This window comes from Streptomyces auratus, assembly GCF_050433025.1.
In the GTDB taxonomy this organism is placed as follows: domain Bacteria; phylum Actinomycetota; class Actinomycetes; order Streptomycetales; family Streptomycetaceae; genus Streptomyces; species Streptomyces sioyaensis.
Genome location: NZ_JBNGCB010000001.1, coordinates 3,901,830 through 3,920,115, shown reverse-complemented (window position 1 = coordinate 3,920,115; position 18,286 = coordinate 3,901,830). Strand labels below are relative to the sequence as shown.

12 protein-coding genes and 1 riboswitch are annotated in these 18,286 nt (G+C 74.1%); of the genes, 4 read left to right on the top strand and 8 right to left on the bottom strand.

Annotation, left to right across the window (positions count from 1 at the left end; all coding sequences use genetic code 11):
* The first annotated feature begins 1,047 nt into the window (after positions 1–1,047).
* On the top strand, positions 1,048–2,187 hold the full coding sequence (locus tag BKA18_RS16960; RefSeq protein ID WP_366047051.1) for a PP2C family protein-serine/threonine phosphatase: 1,140 nt from the start codon (positions 1,048–1,050) through the stop codon (positions 2,185–2,187).
* Positions 2,188–2,220: 33 nt separating this feature from the next.
* Here BKA18_RS16960 and BKA18_RS16955 read toward each other — a convergent pair whose 3' ends face one another.
* Entirely contained in the window at positions 2,221–3,381 is a 1,161-nt protein-coding gene (locus BKA18_RS16955; protein WP_366047052.1) for a DUF2332 family protein, read from the bottom strand.
* 291 nt (positions 3,382–3,672) lie between these two features.
* Positions 3,673–3,819: riboswitch (cyclic di-AMP (ydaO/yuaA leader) on the top strand.
* Positions 3,820–3,830: 11 nt separating this feature from the next.
* Here BKA18_RS16955 and BKA18_RS16950 point away from each other — a divergent pair.
* Both BKA18_RS16950 and BKA18_RS16945 read left to right on the top strand, forming a co-directional pair.
* Positions 3,831–4,949 (top strand): M23 family metallopeptidase, encoded by a 1,119-nt coding sequence (locus BKA18_RS16950; RefSeq protein WP_366047053.1) that lies wholly within the window; start codon positions 3,831–3,833, stop codon positions 4,947–4,949.
* A 99-nt stretch (positions 4,950–5,048) separates the two neighbouring features.
* On the top strand, positions 5,049–6,005 hold the full coding sequence (locus tag BKA18_RS16945) for an aldo/keto reductase (RefSeq protein ID WP_366047054.1): 957 nt from the start codon (positions 5,049–5,051) through the stop codon (positions 6,003–6,005).
* 87 nt (positions 6,006–6,092) lie between these two features.
* Here BKA18_RS16945 and BKA18_RS16940 read toward each other — a convergent pair whose 3' ends face one another.
* The 5 genes from BKA18_RS16940 to BKA18_RS16920 form a co-directional block, all read right to left on the bottom strand.
* Positions 6,093–6,398, bottom strand: a complete 306-nt coding sequence (locus BKA18_RS16940) for a hypothetical protein (protein WP_366047055.1) — start codon at positions 6,396–6,398, stop codon at positions 6,093–6,095.
* A 192-nt stretch (positions 6,399–6,590) separates the two neighbouring features.
* Positions 6,591–7,901: a PrsW family intramembrane metalloprotease gene (locus BKA18_RS16935; protein ID WP_366047056.1), complete on the bottom strand. Its 1,311-nt coding sequence runs from the start codon at positions 7,899–7,901 to the stop codon at positions 6,591–6,593.
* Between the two features lie 28 nt (positions 7,902–7,929).
* Complete coding sequence (trmB, locus tag BKA18_RS16930; RefSeq protein WP_366047057.1) at positions 7,930–8,793, bottom strand: tRNA (guanosine(46)-N7)-methyltransferase TrmB; 864 nt, start codon at positions 8,791–8,793, stop codon at positions 7,930–7,932.
* A gap of 218 nt (positions 8,794–9,011) precedes the next feature.
* A complete protein-coding gene (gene lhgO, locus BKA18_RS16925; RefSeq protein WP_366047058.1) occupies positions 9,012–10,223 on the bottom strand; it encodes an L-2-hydroxyglutarate oxidase in 1,212 nt (403 codons plus the stop codon).
* A 210-nt stretch (positions 10,224–10,433) separates the two neighbouring features.
* A complete protein-coding gene (locus BKA18_RS16920; protein WP_006604728.1) occupies positions 10,434–11,882 on the bottom strand; it encodes an NsdA family TPR-like regulatory protein in 1,449 nt (482 codons plus the stop codon).
* 803 nt (positions 11,883–12,685) lie between these two features.
* Here BKA18_RS16920 and BKA18_RS16915 point away from each other — a divergent pair.
* Positions 12,686–14,770 carry an asparagine synthase-related protein gene (locus tag BKA18_RS16915; RefSeq protein ID WP_366047059.1) on the top strand — a complete coding sequence of 695 codons (2,085 nt, stop codon included), beginning with the start codon at positions 12,686–12,688 and terminating at the stop codon, positions 14,768–14,770.
* Between the two features lie 138 nt (positions 14,771–14,908).
* Here BKA18_RS16915 and BKA18_RS16910 read toward each other — a convergent pair whose 3' ends face one another.
* Entirely contained in the window at positions 14,909–16,888 is a 1,980-nt protein-coding gene (locus BKA18_RS16910) for a sigma-70 family RNA polymerase sigma factor (protein WP_366047060.1), read from the bottom strand.
* A 333-nt stretch (positions 16,889–17,221) separates the two neighbouring features.
* Positions 17,222–18,064: a TetR family transcriptional regulator gene (locus BKA18_RS16905; RefSeq protein ID WP_366047061.1), complete on the bottom strand. Its 843-nt coding sequence runs from the start codon at positions 18,062–18,064 to the stop codon at positions 17,222–17,224.
* Positions 18,065–18,286: the final 222 nt, after the last annotated feature.

The window sequence follows — 18,286 nt, the reverse complement described above, 5'->3', positions numbered from 1 at the left end:
GGCAGCGGAGGGTTCCGGAGGCACCCGAAGCAATCGCCGGACTGGGGCTGAGGAAGGTGGGATGGTGATCCGACTTCACCAGCTCTCGTCTCACGGGACCTGGGTGAGGAGCCGGGCATCCGACAGGAGAGGACGACAGGCCGTGACGGAACAGCGCTGCGATCGCTGTGACCTCATCATCGGGGCGGGGTGCGCCTGCCCGTCCGAGGGTGTGGCTCCTCGCACTGTTGGCGGCCAAGCACCGAAACAGGCCAGCCGCCACGGGCAGCCGCCCCACGCCATCATCGTGTCGCCCGCGGGGAACGCTCACCTGCCTGGCTGCAACCACCTCTCCGACAGCGAAATCGCTGGGCCGAAGTTCGGCTGGGTGGCCAGCCCCGATCCAGATGCCTGGTCCCGCATATCGGAGTCGCAGCCGCTGCGAGCCACCGAGGGCAACACCGGGCGAGTGGCGACCCGTCGCTGTCTGACTTGCGACACCTACGCGTAAGGCGCTGCGCCGAATGCCTGGTCAGCCGTCCGCGATGCGTGAGCGATGCGTGAGCGGACGGCGTGACACAGGCCGGTCCGGCGCTGGACCTGGCGTCAGCCGTAGGTGCTGTGACCAGGGAGAACTGGACTCCGGTGGACTACCTGGGACCGTCGGTCCCCGGTTCGTCGGGTCTTTTAATCCATTGGTTCAGGGTTCGAGCCCCTGATGGCCCACCAGAAGCGGACGGGAGAGCCGTCCGGAGTGCCGAGCGGCGCCCCGAGGGCCCGGGCCGGAGACGGTCCGGGCCCTCGTCGTTCGCCGGTGTCCGGGGCGGTGCCAAGTGCCCCTGACGCGAGTGACCCTGGGTGGTGCCGGACCTCGTGCGAGGCGGCCGGGGCCCCGCGGCTCCGCGCCCCGCCCGGCCTCCCCGTATGACCCGTCCGGCCCCCGGTGATTCGCCGCCCGGTCCCGTACCGGCAACCCTGAGGGCGGCGAGACGGCCACTTAGGGCCCGGCCATGACCCATCGGACAGGCCCTAGGTGCCCGTGTGGACGGGTGGCAGGGGAAGAGGCCGGTGCGGAGACGCGAAGGTGCGGTGACCCCGGAGGGCGGTGGGGAGCGGCGGGCCCCGGTGGCCCGGTCCGTCCGCCTCCTGGTGCGCCGGCTTCCGGTCCTGCTGATCGTCGGTGGGCTCGCCTTCGGCATGGCGGCGCCGGCCGGCTACACCGCCGCCCCGTTTTTCTCCGCCGCCCCGCCGGCCGCCGCGCCGCTGTCCTCGCTGCGTACCACCGCCCTGACGGCCCTGGCCGCCACGCTCGGCGAGATCTGGACCGTCCTCTACCGGGGCGCCGCACCGGACCGCCGGGCCTCGGTGACGGAGATCGTCCTGGTCTTCGCGGTCTCCCTGCTCGCGCTGGGCATCAACCGGGTGGTGCGGCACAGCGGCGGGCACCCGGAAGCCGTACGGGAGGCCGCGGAGGCCGCCCAGCGCGCCGTACTGCCCACGCCGCCCGCACGGCTCGCCGGGTTCGCCGTCGCCGCCCGCTATCTGGGCGGGCGGACGGCCGCGGGGGCCGGCGGCGACCTCTACGCGGTGCAGGAGACCCGGCACGGCGTACGGCTGATCGTCGGCGACGTGCGCGGGAAGGGCCTGCCGGCGGTGGTGTCCGCGATGACCGTCCTCGGCGCGTTCCGCGAGGCGGCGGATCACGAGGCCACGCTGGAGGCGGTGGCGAGCCGGCTGGAGCGGGCGCTGGAACGGGAGCGTGAGCGGTGCGACGGGCCCGAACGGTCCGAGCACTTCGCCACCGCCCTCCTTGCCGAGATCCCCGCCGACGAGCCGTCGGTGTTGCGTGTGCTCCACCGGGGCCATCCGTTCCCCCTGCTGCTCACCCCGGACGGCGGGCTGCGCGAACTGTTTCCCCGGGAGCCCGGACTCCCCCTGGGGACGGGCGTGATGGGCAGCCCTCCTGGCAGGCCGGCCGAGACGTTCTTCCCGGCCGGTGCCCTGCTGCTCTGCTTCACCGACGGGGTGACGGCGGCCCGTGATCTGTTCGGCCGCTGCTACCACCCGCCGGGCAGACTGCGCGGCGGCCGCTTCCCGGACCCGGACGTCCTCCTGGACACCCTCGTCGAGGACATCACCCGGCACACGGGCGGTGAACCGGCCGACGATGTGGCCCTGCTGGCGGTGCAGCGGCCGATGGGGGAGTAGGGGAGGGCAGGCGGTACGGGACGCGTCCGGGGCTCAGCTCCCCGGTGCGGGCGCCGTGCCCGGCAGCCGGTGCAGGCTCTGCCCGTAGGGACCGGTGAGGGCGACCGGGCGTCCGTCCAGGGCGAGGGTGAGGCGGGTGTCCCGCGGGTCCGGGTGGGGCGAGCGGTGCGCGGGCGGGGTGAGCCACGGCAGGACGGAGTGCGGCTCGTGGGAGATCCAGTGCCCGCCGCCGGGCCGTGCGTCCAGCAGCGACCGTACGAGACGCGCGAACTCCTCGCGGCGGGCGGGTGGCAGGCCGCCCAGCGCGGCGCTGTGGAAGATGACCAGGGTGGCCTCGGGCGGTGCCTCGGCGGCGAGCGCGGGCAGGTCGCCGAGCGGATCGCCGCGCACGATCCGCGGCCGCGGCGCCGCCCGCACCGCCTCGACGGCCGCCGACAGCCGCGCCGCCCGCTCGCCGTCGCCCGGCCAGACGCACGCCTGCAGCCAGCGCAGATCGTCCGGCTCGGCCACCGGGTCGAGCGGATCGGGAGCGATACCCGCCCGCCAGACGATCCTTGGCAGCGGGCCGGCCAGCTCATGGGCTGCCCAGTCCGTACGGCATCCGAAGACCGCCGGGCTCCCCGGCGCCCCTGCCTCGATCTCGGCACGAGAGTCCGCACCGTCGGCCCGTCCCGGCCCCTCTTCCGCCTCCTCCGCTTCGTCCGCATACGGGGTGTGCGCGTAGCAGTATCGATAGCGGTCGGGATGCAGGCCCAGCCCCGCGGACGACCCGGCCTCCAGTAGTGCCAGCGGCTGCGGCAGCCCGGCGAGCAGCGGCAGCAGGGCGGCGCAGCGGGCCGGTTCGTCGGCCTGGGGAGTGCGCCGCATCACGACCTCGCGTACCTCGTCCCAGTGCCGGACCGTCCACTCGCGCCAGCGTGTGTACGCGGCCGCACCGCGCGGGCCCAGATCGGCGTGCGGGCCGTCGAGATGGCGGACGGCGGCGAGCAGCAGGGCCGGCTGCCGCTTCTCGCCGGCGGGCAGCGACCCCGACAGCAGCTCGCAGAACTCCTGGTCCTGGCCGATCCGCGCGCTCAACTCCTCATGTGCCTCGGACCGCCCCCGCGCCTCGCGCCAGGAGAACTCCCGGTACCGCTCGGCCACTGCCCATGCGCCACCGGCGGCGCCCTCGACGTTCCCGGTGTTGACGACCATGATCCGACGTTACTGCTCTCACGTTCCGTCACTGAGGGGCACCCCTCCGCATAACAACTGACGCACAATCAGCGCGAGATCGTTTAGGGCCGGGCGGGCAACTCGTCCGATTGCGACCTCGATGGGCCGAGAAGTCCATGCCAGAACTCGGGTACCGGCTGTACGGATTCGCGGGAAGGCTTGGAATTCGGATGCGATCTCTATTACTGTCCGATAACGGAGCGCGGTCGTCCCAGTCGCCGCAAGAGGCGGCACCGTGCGCCGACGCCGAATCCCGCACGCGCTTTTCACGCACCCCCAGCACCTCGAACTGCACCAAGGGAACCGGGGAACCACTTCCTTGGGGTGAATCGGACGCCCTCCGCCAGGGGGCGCCCGTAGGAGACCTTCCTGCTCCGAACCCGTCAGCTAACCCGGTAGGCGAGAAGGAAGGAAAGGAGTGCGCCTCCGTGGCGTCCAACAGGCCTGCCCCCGAGGGTCCGTCCGCCTACGAATTCGATGACCGAGGTGTCTTCCCGGGCCCCGATGATCCGGACGGGAACGGCGACGGTCCGTGGGAGGAATGGAATCCCACCGAAGAATCCGTCCGATCCGTCCGCGGTAAGCACCGGGTGGCCAAGCAGCGCTCGGGCGGCCTCGCCCGCGGCGGAACGGTCCTGGGCGTCGGCGTGATCGCCGCGGTCGGCGCGAGCGGAATGGCCTCGGCCGAGGACCGCCCGCCGGTTCCGATCTCGATGCCCGACGTCGGCGGGATGGCCGACGACCTCTCCGACGCGCTCCCGGATGCCGCGTCCCTCCCCGTCGTCGGGGGCCTCATATCGGACGCGGACCCCTCCGCGGCGCCGGCTTCCGGCTCCACGGTTGCCGCCGCCTCCGGCCCCCTCACCCAGGCCACCCGCTCGGGCGCGGAGGACGGGTCCGCCGGCCCCGGCGAGGCGCTGCGCAGCCGGATCCTCCAGCAGGCCGACGCGCAGCAGGGCGCCGCCGAGGAGGAGGCCCGCGACACCGCCGAACACAGCGCTGTCCAGCAGGCCGCGAAGGAAGCCACCGCCCACCAGGCGTCGGCCGAGAAGGCCGCAGCCGCCAAGAAGGCAGCCGAGATGGAGGCCAAGCGCCAGGCCGAAGAAGCGGCCCGTCGGAAGGCGGAGGCCGAGCGCCTCGCCAAACTGGCACAGAGCTATACCGCCCCGGTCGCCTCCTTCACCCTGACCGCCGGCTTCGGCGAGTCGGGCGACCGCTGGGCCGCGGACCACACCGGACAGGACTTCGCCGCACCGACCGGCACACCCGTCAAGGCCATCCACTCCGGCACCATCACCCAGGCCGGCTGGGCCGGGTCGTACGGCTACCGCATCGTCCTCACCCTCGACGACGGCACCGAACTCTGGTTCTGCCATCTGTCCTCGATGGTGAAGACCTCCGGCAAGGTCAGCACCGGCGACGTCATCGCCCGCGTCGGCGCCACCGGCAACGTCACCGGCCCCCATCTCCACCTGGAGGTGCGCCCCGGCGCCGGCGACCCGATCGACCCGATGCCGTGGCTGCGGGACCACGGGATCAAGGTGTAACGCCTCTGACGGCAGGCGCCGTTGGGCGCGGCCACCCGAGGTGCGGCGTGGGCGGGAGGAGGCAGGAATAACTGCCGTCCCGCCGACGCTGCACCCTGCATGACCGCGACTCCAGCCCCCCGCGCCCGCACGTCCCTCGGTTCGCTCTCCGTCTCCCGGCTCTCCCTCGGCGGCAACGTCTTCGGCTGGACGGCCGACGAGGCCGAGTCCTTCGCCGTGCTCGATGCGTACGTCGCGGGCGGCGGCAACTTCATCGACACCGCCGACGTCTACTCGGCGTGGGTCCCGGGCAACAAGGGCGGCGAGTCCGAGACCGTCCTCGGCAACTGGCTGTCCTCGCGCGGCAATCGCTCCGACGTCGTCATCGCCACCAAGGTCGGCGCGCACCCGGCCTACAAGGGACTGTCCGCCGCGACGATCAAGGCCGCGGTCGACGAATCCCTGACCCGTCTGCGCACCGACTACCTCGACCTCTACTACACCCACTACGACGACGAATCGGTCGAGGTCTCGGAGTTCCTCACCGCCCTCGACGACCTCGTCCGGGCCGGCAAGGTCCGCGAGATCGCCGCCTCCAACATCTCGGCGCAGCGCCTGGAGGAGTCCCTGGCCTTCTCCGACCGCGAGGGCCTGGCCCGCTATGTCGCCCTCCAGCCGCACTACAACCTGGTCTCCCGCGACACCTACGAGGGCGAACTCGCCGACGTGGCCGCCCGCAACGGCGTGGCCGCGGTGCCGTATTACGCCCTCGCCTCCGGCTTCCTGACCGGCAAGTACCGCCCTGGCACCAGCACCGACAGCGCCCGCTCCGGCGCCGCCGCCAAGCATCTGGCCACCGACCGCGGCCTCCGCGTCCTGACGGCCCTCGACTCCGTCGCCGCCGCCCACCAGGCCGAGATCGCCACCGTCGCCCTGGCCTGGCTCGCCGCCCAGCCCACCGTCGTGGCCCCCCTAGCCAGCGCCCGCACGGTGAGCCAGCTGCCTGCGTTGCTGGGGGTGGCGGAGCTGACCCTGACCGAGGCCGAACTCAAGCTGCTGGACGAGGCTTCGGCGTAACCAGCGCCCAACAGGGCTGTGGGGTACGGCGGCTACTGTCCCGCCGCACCCCACAGCTCCTGCCGCGCCGGGCGAGCGGCGCGGCCGTCACACCTTCCGGCGGTCCACCACGAACCACGACGCCGCGGCCACCCCGCCCGCCACCGCACACACCGAAGGCCACGCCCCGATCTTCTTCGCGAGCGGATGCGACCCGGCAAACGCCGCCACGTACGCCCCGCTCAACGCCGCCGCCGTCGCATTCCCGGCCTTCCGCTGCCACCCCCTGGCCGCCACTGCCCCGGCCGCCGCAAGCGCCACCCCACCCAGGGGCCGCTTCTTGGTCCAGCGGGCTACGGAGTAGCCGCCTACTAGGCCGGTTGCGGCAATCACGCTTGTCGGTACGCCGGTCATCACAGAAACCTCCGCATCAGGGAAACCTCCAACGACCATACGCGCGGCCTCCGTGGATCCCGCAGTGAGCCACAAACCAGGAGTAGTTGCCCAGTAAAGGTGGCCCGTACCCGATGGTCGAGAGGGAGCGGGGGCCGCTGGTGACGAGCGGTGGGGAGAGCCGCCGCTGTTCGTACTGGCTTCGGGCAGGCGTCAGCCGCGGTGACTACGCGAGCCGCCGGAACTGCACGGCTGCTCTCTGGCCACCCACGCATCCGTCAATGCCGCCCGCCCCCACCCCTGGTAGTACCGCAAGTGCTGGAGCAGATGCTGCTCTCGGAGGGTGAAGTCCGGGTCGGGGCCCAGGAGATGGGCCCGGCGGCGGTGGAAGGAGAGGGTGGTGGCCACGGCCGTGTATTCGGTGACGGCGCGGGCGGCGGCGGGGCCGTGGGTGCGGCGGGCCATGTCGCGGGCCAGGGCGCGGGTCCGGGGGGAGGAGAGGGCGGTGGGTTCGGTGGGGGCGAGCCAGCCGGCGGTGATGTACGGGGCGAGGTAGCCGCGCAGGGAGAGCAGCTCCTGGTTGCGGGCCCAGACGGCCAGCCAGGTCAGAGCGATGAGAACCGGGACCATGAAGAGGCCGTAGACGGTGAGGAAGCCGGGCTCGCCGAGGGCGGAGGCGCCGTTCCAGATGGCGTGCAGCAGGACGGCGGTGAGCAGGCCGAGGACGGCGAGCGCGATGCGGGCGGCGCGGCGGCGGGGGTAGCGGGTGGCGGCGATGCCGAACGCGAGGCCGGTGAGGATGGTGAAGAGGGGGTGGGCGAAGGGGGAGACGATGATGCGGAGGAAGAAGGTGCCGGCGGTGAGGGAGTCCAGGCCTGAGTGGCCCATGGACTGGTCCTCGCCGAACGCGTTGCCCAGGTAGAGGATGTTCTCGGTGAAGGCGAAGCCGGTGGCGGTGATGCCGGCGATGACGATGCCGTCCGTGATCCTGTCGAATTCGTGTCGCCGGAAGCGGTAGAGGAGGACCACGGCGGCGGCCTTGGCCAGCTCCTCGACGATGGGGGCGATGATCGTGGCGCCCCAGGCCTCGGCCTCGGAGGGTGAGGCCGAGGCGATGTTGGCGGCCAGCCAGTCGGTCGCGAAGCCGTTGGCGAGGAGCGCGACCAGGGCGGCGGCGCAGGCGCCCCAGGCGAAGGCGAACGCGAGGTTGCGCCAGGGCTCGGGCTCGATGCGGTCGAGCCAGCAGAACGCCGCGATCAGGAGCGGTACGGGGAACACGGCCAGACCGAGGCCGACCAGGAGGCCCTCGGTGCCGGTCTCCTGGCGGACCATGCCGATGCTGATCACGCCGGAGAGCGCGAACATCGACACCAGGGCGACCGCGCGGAGGGTCTTGCTGCGCCAGGGGGCGATCCGGCGCCGGGCGTGCGCGGCGGAGTGCGCGTGCGGGTGCGGTGTGGCCGGGTGGGGTGTGTACGGGGGAGGGGCGGGCGCGTGGCGCGGGGGCGGCTCGGACGGGTACACCCATCGACCCTAACGAGCGGCCTCCGCGTTACGCGCCACGGCGGCGGAACAGGAGGTCATGCACGATATGCCCCTTGTCCAGGCCCTGGCCCTCGAACTTGGTGAGCGGGCGGAAGTCCGGACGCGGCGCATAGCCGGGGTAGAGGTTCTCCAGCGTCGGCTCGGCCGAGAGCACCTCCAGCATCTGCTCGGCGTACGGCTCCCAGTCGGTCGCGCAGTGGACGAGGGCGCCGGGCGCGAGCCGGGTGGTCGCCAGCGCGAGGAACTCCGGCTGGATGAGGCGTCGCTTGTGGTGGCGCTTCTTCGGCCAGGGGTCGGGGAAGTAGACGCGCAGGCCGGCGAGGGAGCCGGGGGCCAGCATCTCGCGCAGCAGGATGATCGCGTCGCCGTTGGCCACCCGGATGTTGGACAGGCCGTTCCGCTCCGCGAGACCGAGCAGATTGCCCTGGCCGGGTGTGTGCACGTCGCAGGCGAGGATGCCGGTGCCCGGGTCGGCGGCGGCCATCTGAGCCGTGGCCTCGCCCATGCCGAAGCCGATCTCCAGGACGACCGGCAGCCCGTCGAAGAACGCGTCGAGGTCGATCCGGGAGAGCCCGTCGATGTCCAGTCCCCAGGTGGGCCACAGCCGGCGCAGCGCATCGGCCTGGGTGGGCGAGACACGGCTGCGGCGCGGCTGGAAGGAACGGATCCGCCGCTCGTGGTGCGAGCCCGCGGGGTCGGCCGCGGGGCCGGTCCCGTCGGGGAACATGGGCGCACCGCGGCGGGGGGTGGCCGCAGAGACGGCGGTGGAGCCGAGGCTGCGGGCCTGCTCGGCGGCGGCTTCCGGAGCGTTCGCTTCCGGGGCGTGCGCGTCGGGGGCGGCGGATTCGGGGGTGGCGGAGTTCTCGGACACAGTGAGTTGATTCTACGGATGGTGGGGGAGGGGAGCGGACGGCTGTGGACAAGGGGAGCGGACGGTTGTGGGGAGGGCGAGCGGACGTCTGTGGGGAGGCGGAGCGGACGAGGACGGAGCCGGGTGGGCGCGAGCCACGGCGAGGACGGGCGCGGAGGACCGTGGAGAGGGCAGCGGGCGGGCGCGGGGACGGTGGCCCGAGTCCCTCCGTGCTCCCGTCAGCCCGCCAGCACCCCCAGGACCCGTCGTGCCACCTCCCGGCCGATGGGGAGGGAGGCCGTGGCGGCGGGGGATGGGGCGTTGAGGACATGGATCATGCCGGGCGACTCGGCGAAGAGGAAGTCGTCGACGAGGGTGCCGTCGGGGAGGACGGCCTGGGCGCGGACGCCGGCCGGGGCCGGGCGCAGATCCTCCTCGCGGGCGGCCGGGAGCAGACGGCGGACCGCGTCGGCGAAGGCGCGCCGGGACAGCGAGCGGTGCAGCTCGCCGGCGCCGTAGCGCCAGTGGCGGCGGGCTATCCGCCAGGAGCCGGGATAGGCGAGGGTGCCGGCCAGCTCGGCGGGGCGGACCGTGTGCCAGTCGTAGCCTTCGCGGGCCAGGGCGGGGACGGCGTTCGGGCCGATGTGGACGGCGCCGTCGGTGCCGCGGGTCAGATGGACGCCGAGGAAGGGGAAGGCCGGATCGGGGACCGGATAGACCAGGCCCTTCACGAGAGAGGCGCGCTCCGGGGCGAGGGTGAAGTACTCACCGCGGAACGGGACGATCCGCATGCCCGGGGCGTCGCCGGCCAGCCGGGCGATCCGGTCGCAGTGCAGACCGGCGCAGTTGACCAGGGCGCGGGCGCGGTGGACCGTGCCGTCGGCCGTACGGACCGCCACCCGGCCGGGGCGGCGGCCGATGGTCGTCACCTCGGTGCCGTAGACGATCCGGGCGCCGGCGTCCTCGGCGAGCCGGCCGAACCGGCGGGCGACCGCGGCGAAATCGCAGATGCCGGTCGTCCCGACATGGATGGCGGCCAGGCCGCGGACCTCGGGCTCGAACTCGGCTATCTGGGCGGGGCCCAGCTCACGCACCGGCAGGCCGTGCTCGCGGCCGCGCTGGATCAGGCTGTGCAGCCGCGGCAGCTCGCTGCGGTCGGTGGCGACGATCAGCTTGCCGGTGACCTCGTGCGGAATGTCGTGCTCGGTGCAGAACTTCACCATTTCCGCCGAGCCCTGGAGGGCGTAGCGGGCCTTGAGCGAGCCGGGCGGATAGTAGATGCCGCTGTGGATGACGCCGCTGTTGCGCCCGGTCTGATGGCGGGCCGGACCGGACTCCTTCTCCAGGACCACGACGCGTATGCCGGGGGCGGCACGCGTGAGCGCATAGGCCGTAGAGAGTCCGACGATGCCGGCACCGATCACCAGTACATCGCAGTCGTACGCCGCCACTGCACCTCCCCAACCGCATGACCGCAGGCCCGACCGTCGCCGCGGACCCGCGCATCGTCACCGACGACGTATCCCATCATGACGGTCGGCACTGACAATGCCGATCGGGCGGTCCCGGCCGGGACGGCTTCACCGGACCCCTGCGGCCCGGACAGCCTGCGGCCCGGGCAACCTCCGACCCGGAACCTCCGGCCCGGTCCCCTACGCCCCCTAAGCCGGCGCCGCCAGCAGCGGTCTCGCCCGCTCGCGCAGCTCCACCACGCGGGGCTCGTCGCCGTACGGCTCCAGGCGGTGCAGCAGATCGCGGACGTACTCGGTGGTGCGGGCGGAGGAGATCCGGCCCGCCACTTCGACCGCGCGGGTGCCCGCCGCGCAGGCCGCGTCCAGATTGCCGGACTCCAGTTCGGCGACCGCGGACACCACCAGGCGCAGCCCGTGGGAGCGGACGAATTCCTCGGTGGGGCGGGACAGCGCCTGCTCCGTGAAGCGGCGCACCTGGCGGGGCAGCCGCAGATCGCGGTAGCACTCGGCGGCATCGGCCGCGAAGCGTTCGTACGAGTAGAAGTCCAGCCACGACGGGTCGGGGTCGCCGCTGCGGGAGCGCTCCAGCCAGCCCTCGGACGCCTTCAGCGCCACCTCACAGGCGCGCGCCTCGCCGGCCTTGGCCTGCGCCCGCGCTTCCACCAGGCGGAAGAAGCTCATGGTGCGGGCCGTGGCCAGGCCGCGGTTGCGTTCCAGGGCGGCCTGGGCGAGATCGACGCCCTCGTCGGCGAAGCCGCGGTAGGTCGCCTGGAGGGACATCGAGGCGAGGACGTAGCCGCCCAGGGGGACGTCGGCGGCCGCCCGGGCGAGCCGCAGCGCCTGGATGTAGTAGCGCTGTGCGGCCTCCTGCTGGCCGGTGTCGAAGGCCATCCACCCCGCTAGCCGGGTGAGTTCGGAGGTGGCCCCGAAGAGCGCCCGGCCCACCTCGTCGCTGTACGAGGCGAGGAGGAGCGGTGCCGCGTCCACCCGCAGGCACTCCGGCACCATGGAGGAACGCCAGTCCCCGCCGCCGTATTTGGAGTCCCAGCGGCGCGCGTCCTCGGCCGCCTCGCGCAGCTTGCTGACGTCGCTGTGGCCGACGTGCTGCGGGATGCCGGCGTCGCCGGCCGCCGCGGCGTCCTTGTCGCGCGCCTCGGCCGCCTCCCGCGCGACCGAGCTGTCGGCCGGGGATATCAGCCAGCGCGAGGCGGGGGTGGCGTACGCGCTGACGGCGAAGGATCCGGCCAGGCTCTGCCAGATGCCGCCCCCGCCGGCCCGCCGTCCGGCCAGATCGAGACGGTACAACTCGGTCGCGGAGCGCACCGCGGCGCCCACGTCACGGGGAAATGCCAGGCCCACCTCGGGCGCCGGGTCCGCGTCGGCCAGCCCGATCTCGTGCAGCGGGACGGGCCGCCCGAGCTTGCTGCCGATCGCGGACGCGATCAGATGGGGCGCGGCACCCTGCGGCACCATGCCCTTGGAGACCCACCGCGCCACCGACGTCTTGTCATAGCGAAGCGTCAGTCCGCGCTGCGCACCGAGGTCGTTGACCCGGCGGGCGAGTCCGGCATTGCTGATACCCGCGAGGGCGAGAACAGTGCCGAGCTTTTCGTTCGGCCCGCGTATATCCCTGGACATGCGCACCCCTCGACACAGCGACGGCCGCCCCGGTACCCCGGGGCATGCGTCCACCCAGAGTAGTTCGCCGGATCCTGACCGTTAAGAGCCGGTGTCCCGGATGGCGAGATTCATGTTCAAACAGGGGTGCGGGAATTGGCATGTGCTCCGGGTACGTGTGCCCGTGCGCCCGTCCGTGCGCGCTGGCCGGGCGTCGCGGGGAGCGCTTCCATGTCTTCTGCGTGGGTCGGCCCGCTGCACTGGATCCAGTGGGCTGGGGGATACCGTCACCTCATTCCCCGCGGGTGACGGTCCGGTCCGGGGGGCGCAGCCCGCCTCCCGGACCGTCGCACAGGCCGGCCGCCCGGCCGGCCGGGGTACCGGTTGACAGCACGCCCGAATGTGTCAACTGGGCTGTACGGAGCGGACTTTGGCCGAAAGTCCACGGGTGGTGATTTCGCGCCGCCGCACATTCGGGGGTTGCCCCGGGGGCCACACGGGGGGCCTCCCGGGGCCGGGGCGGCGCCGCGCACCCGAGGGTGGGTGCGGACCGGCCCGGGTGGCCGTTCCGCCGCCGCCTTCCGCCTCGTCCGCTCCCGCCGTTCGCGGCGCGCCCGCGGTGGGCCGGTGCCGCCCCCGTGGGCCCGCCGGCGGTCCTCCGGGGGCAGCGCGCCGCGAACCGCCCGTATACAGGCCGCCTCAACACCTCCCCGGCGCCGCTGTCATGGCAGCATGGTCGCCACAACAGCCCGGCGGTGGCCGGGCCATCCGCTGTATGGGGCGGCCGTTGGCCCCGGCGGACGGGGAATCGGGTGGAGGCGGCAATGCGCTGGTTGGTGGGGTGGAGCAGTGCCGCCACGGGGCCGGTGCCGGGTGCGGAGAGCCGCACGGTCCTTCCCGTGGGCGCCCAGCTGCTGTGGGGCGACCCCGATCCCCTCTGGGCGGTCGGCGACTGGCGGGCGGACGAGGTCCGGGTCGTCCAGGCCGATCCCGAGACCCGGCTCGCGGTCTTCGGTGCCTGCGGAGCCACCGACGACCAGTTGCGGGTGGGTCTGTTCGCGGCGCGCGGGGGCGCGCTGCGCCACCTCACCGCCTGGCCCGGCAGCTACACCGCCGTCGTCCAGATAGGGCGGCGGATCACCGTCACCGGAGACCTGGCGGGGGCCCGCCCCGTCTTTCACACCCGTTGGGCCGGTGGCACCGCTTACGCCACCGCCGCCCTGCCCCTCGCCGACCTCGTCGAGGCCACTCTCGACATCGGCCATCTGGCGGCGCTGCTGGCCTGCCCGGACGTCCCGGAGGCGCTCGGCGACGGCACGCCGTACGAAGGGGTCCGCCGGATCCCGCCCGGCCACGCCCTGGTGCTGCGCGGCGGCGCCAGCGACATCACCTCCTTCGAGCCGACCGTCTCGCTCGCGGTCGCGGCGCCCCCGCTCGCCCCGGAACAGGCCGTGGACGGCGTCCGCGACGCCCTGGTCGAAGCCGTCCGCGCGCGGCTGGCCGGGCCCCGTCACGTCCCCGACCCGGACGGTCCCGACGGCCTCGACCCCGGTCCGGTGCCGGGCATGGGGCCCGCGGAGCGGCGCGCGGCACGCGGCGCACCGGCCCCCGGCATCGGCGCCGACCTCTCCGGAGGCAGCGCCTCCGGAACCCTCGCCTTGCTGGCCGCCGGGCTCCCCGGCCGGCCCGGACGGCTGGGCGGCCACGGCGAACGCCTCCTGGCGGTCACCTTCAACGACCGTGCCACCAACGGCGGGGCGGACTCCCGCGAAGCGGAGTTGGAGCGCGCCCGGACCCTTGCCGACAATCCGCGGCTGCACCATGTCGTCGTCGCGGCCGGCGAAGAGGCCCTCCCGTATGCGGACCTCGAAAGCGGCCCGCTCACGGACGAGCCGGGTCCCTCCCTCATCACCGCGAGCCGCCACCGCCGACGGCTGCTGGCCGGCAGCGCGGACCACTTCGTCGGGCACGGCGCCCGCCAGGTCCTCGACGCCCACCCGGCCCGGCTCGCCGACCTCCTCCTGGACCGCCGCCGGCGCCATCTGCTGCGCCCGGTCACCGCGCTGGCCAAGGCCGACGGCTCCACCGCGCAGTCCGTCCTCGTCCCGTTCACCGTCTACCGCGCCGCCCGGAGGCTCGCCCGTACCCCGTACGCCACCGGTATCGCCGACACGGCACGCCGCCTCCTGGAGCGGCAGTTCGCCGACGAGCCCGTGGGCGGCGGTGCCGTGGACGCCTCGCTGGCGGCGCTCGCCTGGTGCCGCCCGGGGCCCGCGGCGCGCTGGCTCACGGGCGAGGCGCTGGCAGAAGTATCGGTTCGGCTCAGCGAGGCGGCGCACCGCGCGCCCGGCGTGAGCCGCCCGGGGGAGCGCCGCGCCCGTGCCGCGCTGGCCCGTCAGGCGGCGGACCACCGCGTCTTCGAGCAGGCCGCCGAGGTCCGCAGCCAGCGCCTGCACGCCCCCTTCCTCGACAACCAGGTGGTGCTCGCCTGCCGCGCCCTGCCGGACACCCTGCGGGTGCAGCCGGAGGCGCGGGCCACCGTGCTGCGCTCCGTACTGGCCGGGGCCGGCGTACGGGATCTGCCGTCCGGCTGGGGCGCCGCCTCGCACCTCACCCATGCGGCAGAGGTACGCGCCGGGCTGCGCGGCGCCATAGGGGAGTTGGTGCGGCTCTTCGACGCGCCGCTGCTGGCCGACGCGGGGCTGGTGGAGGCGCGGGTGGTCCGCAAGGCGCTGCGGGACGCGGCGGAGGGAGCGGCCCTGCCCATGGACGGGCTGGCCGAGCTGGTCTCCACGGAGCTGTGGTTGCGGCGGCTGGTGACCCGGCGGGGGACGTGCTGGACGGGAGCGGGGGCGCCGCGCCAGAAGGCGGTCGCGGGCGGAGTGGTTCCCCGGGCGCGGCTGGCCTGAGCCGGCGCGCCCGTTGCCGGGTGACCCTGGCTCAGCAGGCGTTGCCGGTACCGGATCCCGGCGGCCAGGGGTCGCGGCGCCGGTCGGCCCCACCAACCCCTGGCGGCAGGCCCGCCCGGAGCGGGCCGCGGCGCCCGCTCAACGACAGCTGATCGTCGACTGCGCCCAGTCCCCGAGCGCCACCGCACCGCGCCCCGCCGGCTCGGTCACCAGCTGCAACGTGCGGTGGCCCGCCAGCGGGAGATGCACCGGAACCCCGGCCTCCGTGCCGCGCACCGTCGGCGAACGCCACAGCCGCACCCCGTCCGCGTAGACCGAGAAGCGCAGCGCCCCCGGCCCCACGCTCAGATCGTCGACGCCCACGACGGCGTCGTACGCGGTGCACGGGCGGTTGAGGTCGATGGTCACCGAGGACAGCGCGGGCACGCTCACCCCGTGCGCATACGTCGTGCCGCCGATCGCCGGCGCCCGCCGCGGCCACATCCAGCCGCTCCCGGTGCGCACCTCCGGCTTGCTGCCGTCCCCCATGAAGTCGTGGTCCAGCTCATTGAGCTGATACGTCGTCAGCGCGGGGAGCGGCGGTTTCGGGGACGGCTTCGGCGGGGTGGTGCCGGGGGCCGGCCGCGGGGGAGCGGGGTCCGCCGGGGGCGAGGGCCGGGCCGGGGTGGGCGGCGGCTTCTGCGGGGCCGCCGGGGTCGAGGAGGACGGCGCCGGCTGCTTCTTGTGCGCCGGCTTCTGCCGCTGCCGCCCCGGAGCCGGCTTCGCGGGCGGCTCCGGGGCGGCAGCGGCCCCGGTCGGCCGCCCCGGGTGTGACGGCGCGGGCGCCGGCTTCTGCGGCGCGGACGGGGCGGGCCGGGCGGAGCGGGCCTGCCCTTCCGCCGCCCGGTGCGGCAAACCGGTCAGCGACAGCGCAAGCACCGTGCCCGCCACCGCCGCCGCCCCGACCCCGAGACCGACCGCCAGGGAGGCACTCAGCCCGTTGCCCGCGGCAGCACCACCGGCAGCGCCGGAACCTCCTGATGCGCCCGATCCGCCCCCGGCGAGCCCGGCCGCGGTCGCCGCTCCCGCCCCCGCGGCTCCTGCCACCGCCGCCTTGACGGCGTACCCGGCGGCCAGCCAGCCGATGACCGCGACCGGCAGCAGCGCGCCGATCCGCTGATTGACGTCCTCGACCTCCAGCGCGGCCAGCCGGCACCGGGCGCAGTCCGCCAGATGTCTGCGCAGCCCCCGCTCGGCCCGCATCCGCAGCCCGCCGCGGGCGTACGCACCGAGCCGGTCGGCGTACCGGGCGCAGTCGCCGCCGGCGGTCAGCGCCTGGCTGACGTGCGCCTGCAGATAGGCCTGCTTGAGGCCCTCCCGGGCGCGGTGCGCCAATACGGCGGTGGCGTTCGCGGTCAGCCCGAGCAGCGGGGCGACCTCGCTCGGCGACTCGTCCTCGACCGCGGTGTGCCACAGCACCGTCTGATAGCGCTCCGGGAGGCTGCGGAAGGCCTGGACGGCCATCGACCGCTCGGCCTCCTGCATGGCGCGCACCTCCGCGCCCGGGTCCAGGGTCTTCTCCTCCCCCGGCGAGCCGGCCGCGGACACCGCGAACACCGCGAAGTCCTCGACCAGTTGCTCCCTGCGGGCGGTCTTCGCCCAGGATGCGGCGACCCGGCGCAGGGTCGTCAGCAGATAGGCCCGCACCGCCGTATCCGGGCCCGCACCGCCACGCACCGCCTGCAGGGTGCGGGCGAAGACCTCGCCGGTCAGATCCTCCGCGGTGTCCGCGTCCCGGCAGCAGCCGCGGGCATAGCCCCGGACCGCGGGGGCGTGCCTGCGGTACATCTCCTCGTACGCACTGTCGTCACCGGCCCGCAGATCGGCGAGCAACTGGGCGTCGGAGGGCGGCAGTTCACCGTCCTCGCGGCCGGTTTCCGGTCCCTTGCGGCGGTCGCGGCGCCATTGCCGCGGTACGACGTGCGCCGCGCTCCCGGAGCCGTCGGCGCCAGGGGTCCGCCTCTCCCCGGCAGGGCCCCACGGCTCGCTCGGGCCGGGGACCTGCCCGGACGGCGCCTCCTCGTGCGCGCCCACTCCGGATCCGCCCTCGCGTCGTTCGTCCCGCCCGTCCACGCCCATTGCCGAGGCTCCCGAAGCCGCTGTCCCACCCGTATCCCGCTATACCGCGCAAGCGTGCCACATAGAGCCCCTGTCGTTGAGGGCTGCGACCGCTTGTATTCCTCCGGGGCGCCAGGGCGGACGACCGCACGGGCGTTCACTCGTACGGGCGATCGTGCGCAGACGGACCACACTGCGCGCGGATCCCGTACGGACCATCTCTCCCGCGCACCCCGCAGGCGCCCCGAAGGGCGCGGACACGGGCCGTCGCGGCCTCTGCACCGTTCCGCAGGCCGGGCGCCGCCCGGCGGACCCGGCGATCGGGCCCCACCGGATGGCGCCGGCCGGCGGAACTCACCGCTCCTGGCGCGAGCGCAGCCCCTCCAGCAGGATTTCCAGCAGCCGCGCGGAGGCGGCCTGCTGGTGGCTGGGGTCGGGCAGCGCCGGCGCACCCGTGGCGATCACTAAGAGGACATCGGCGACCGTCACATCGGCGCGCAGCTCCCCGGCTGCCTTGGCGCGCTCCACCAGCCGCCCGACGACCTCCAGCAGCGCATCGGCGCCCGTCGTCTCCGCCACCGCGGCCGCTTCGTCCTCCGCGGCCTCGCGCGCGCCGGCCACCCGGTGATCGACGGGCACCCCGTCACTCCCCGGAGCCACCCGCTGCAGCGGCACCCGCGCGTCGCTCAGGCCGTCCGGCAGCCGCGGCTCGTCCGCGCCGTGCACCGCCGGCTGTGCGGGCCGGCCGGTGTCCGCGTCCACCCGCAGGATGCCCGGGGGCAGCAGCCGTCCGGCTCCCGAGGCGACCGAGGTCCGCAGGAAGCGCGAGAGCGCCGACCACGGATCGTCCTCCTGGCCCAGCGCCGTACGCGCCTGGTCCGTCAGCCGTGCGGTCTCCTCTTCCGCTATCCGGCGGACGAGTACGTCCTTGCTGGGGAACCGGCGGTAGACCGTGCCGACTCCCACGCGGGCCCGCCGGGCCACATCCTCCATGGGCGCGCCGTACCCCAGCTCGCCGAATACTTCGCGCGCGGCCCGCAGTACGTGTTCCAGATTGCGCTGTGCGTCCACCCGAAGCGGCGTGCTCCGGGCTCCTGTCCCCGCAGCGGCCCGGTGGGTCACGCCGGTGCCGTTGCCGTTCTCATTGGTTCTGCTGTGTGCGCCACTGCTCCCGGCGCCGTCCGTGGCATGGGCCATCGCGACGGTGGTCGGCCATTGCGAGCCATGAGTGTGCATAGTGATCCCCCGGTAATGACGTCTCCCCCCGGAGACTCCCCGCCCTGACAAGTCAGGGCGTACCGATGACAGGGTGCACCCCAACGAGATACGAACATAGTTGAGCTGGGGTCAAGAATGAAGGGGGAGTTCCGCACAATGCACCCCCGATCGGCCCAAGGGGCCTGATCCGCCCGGATTTCG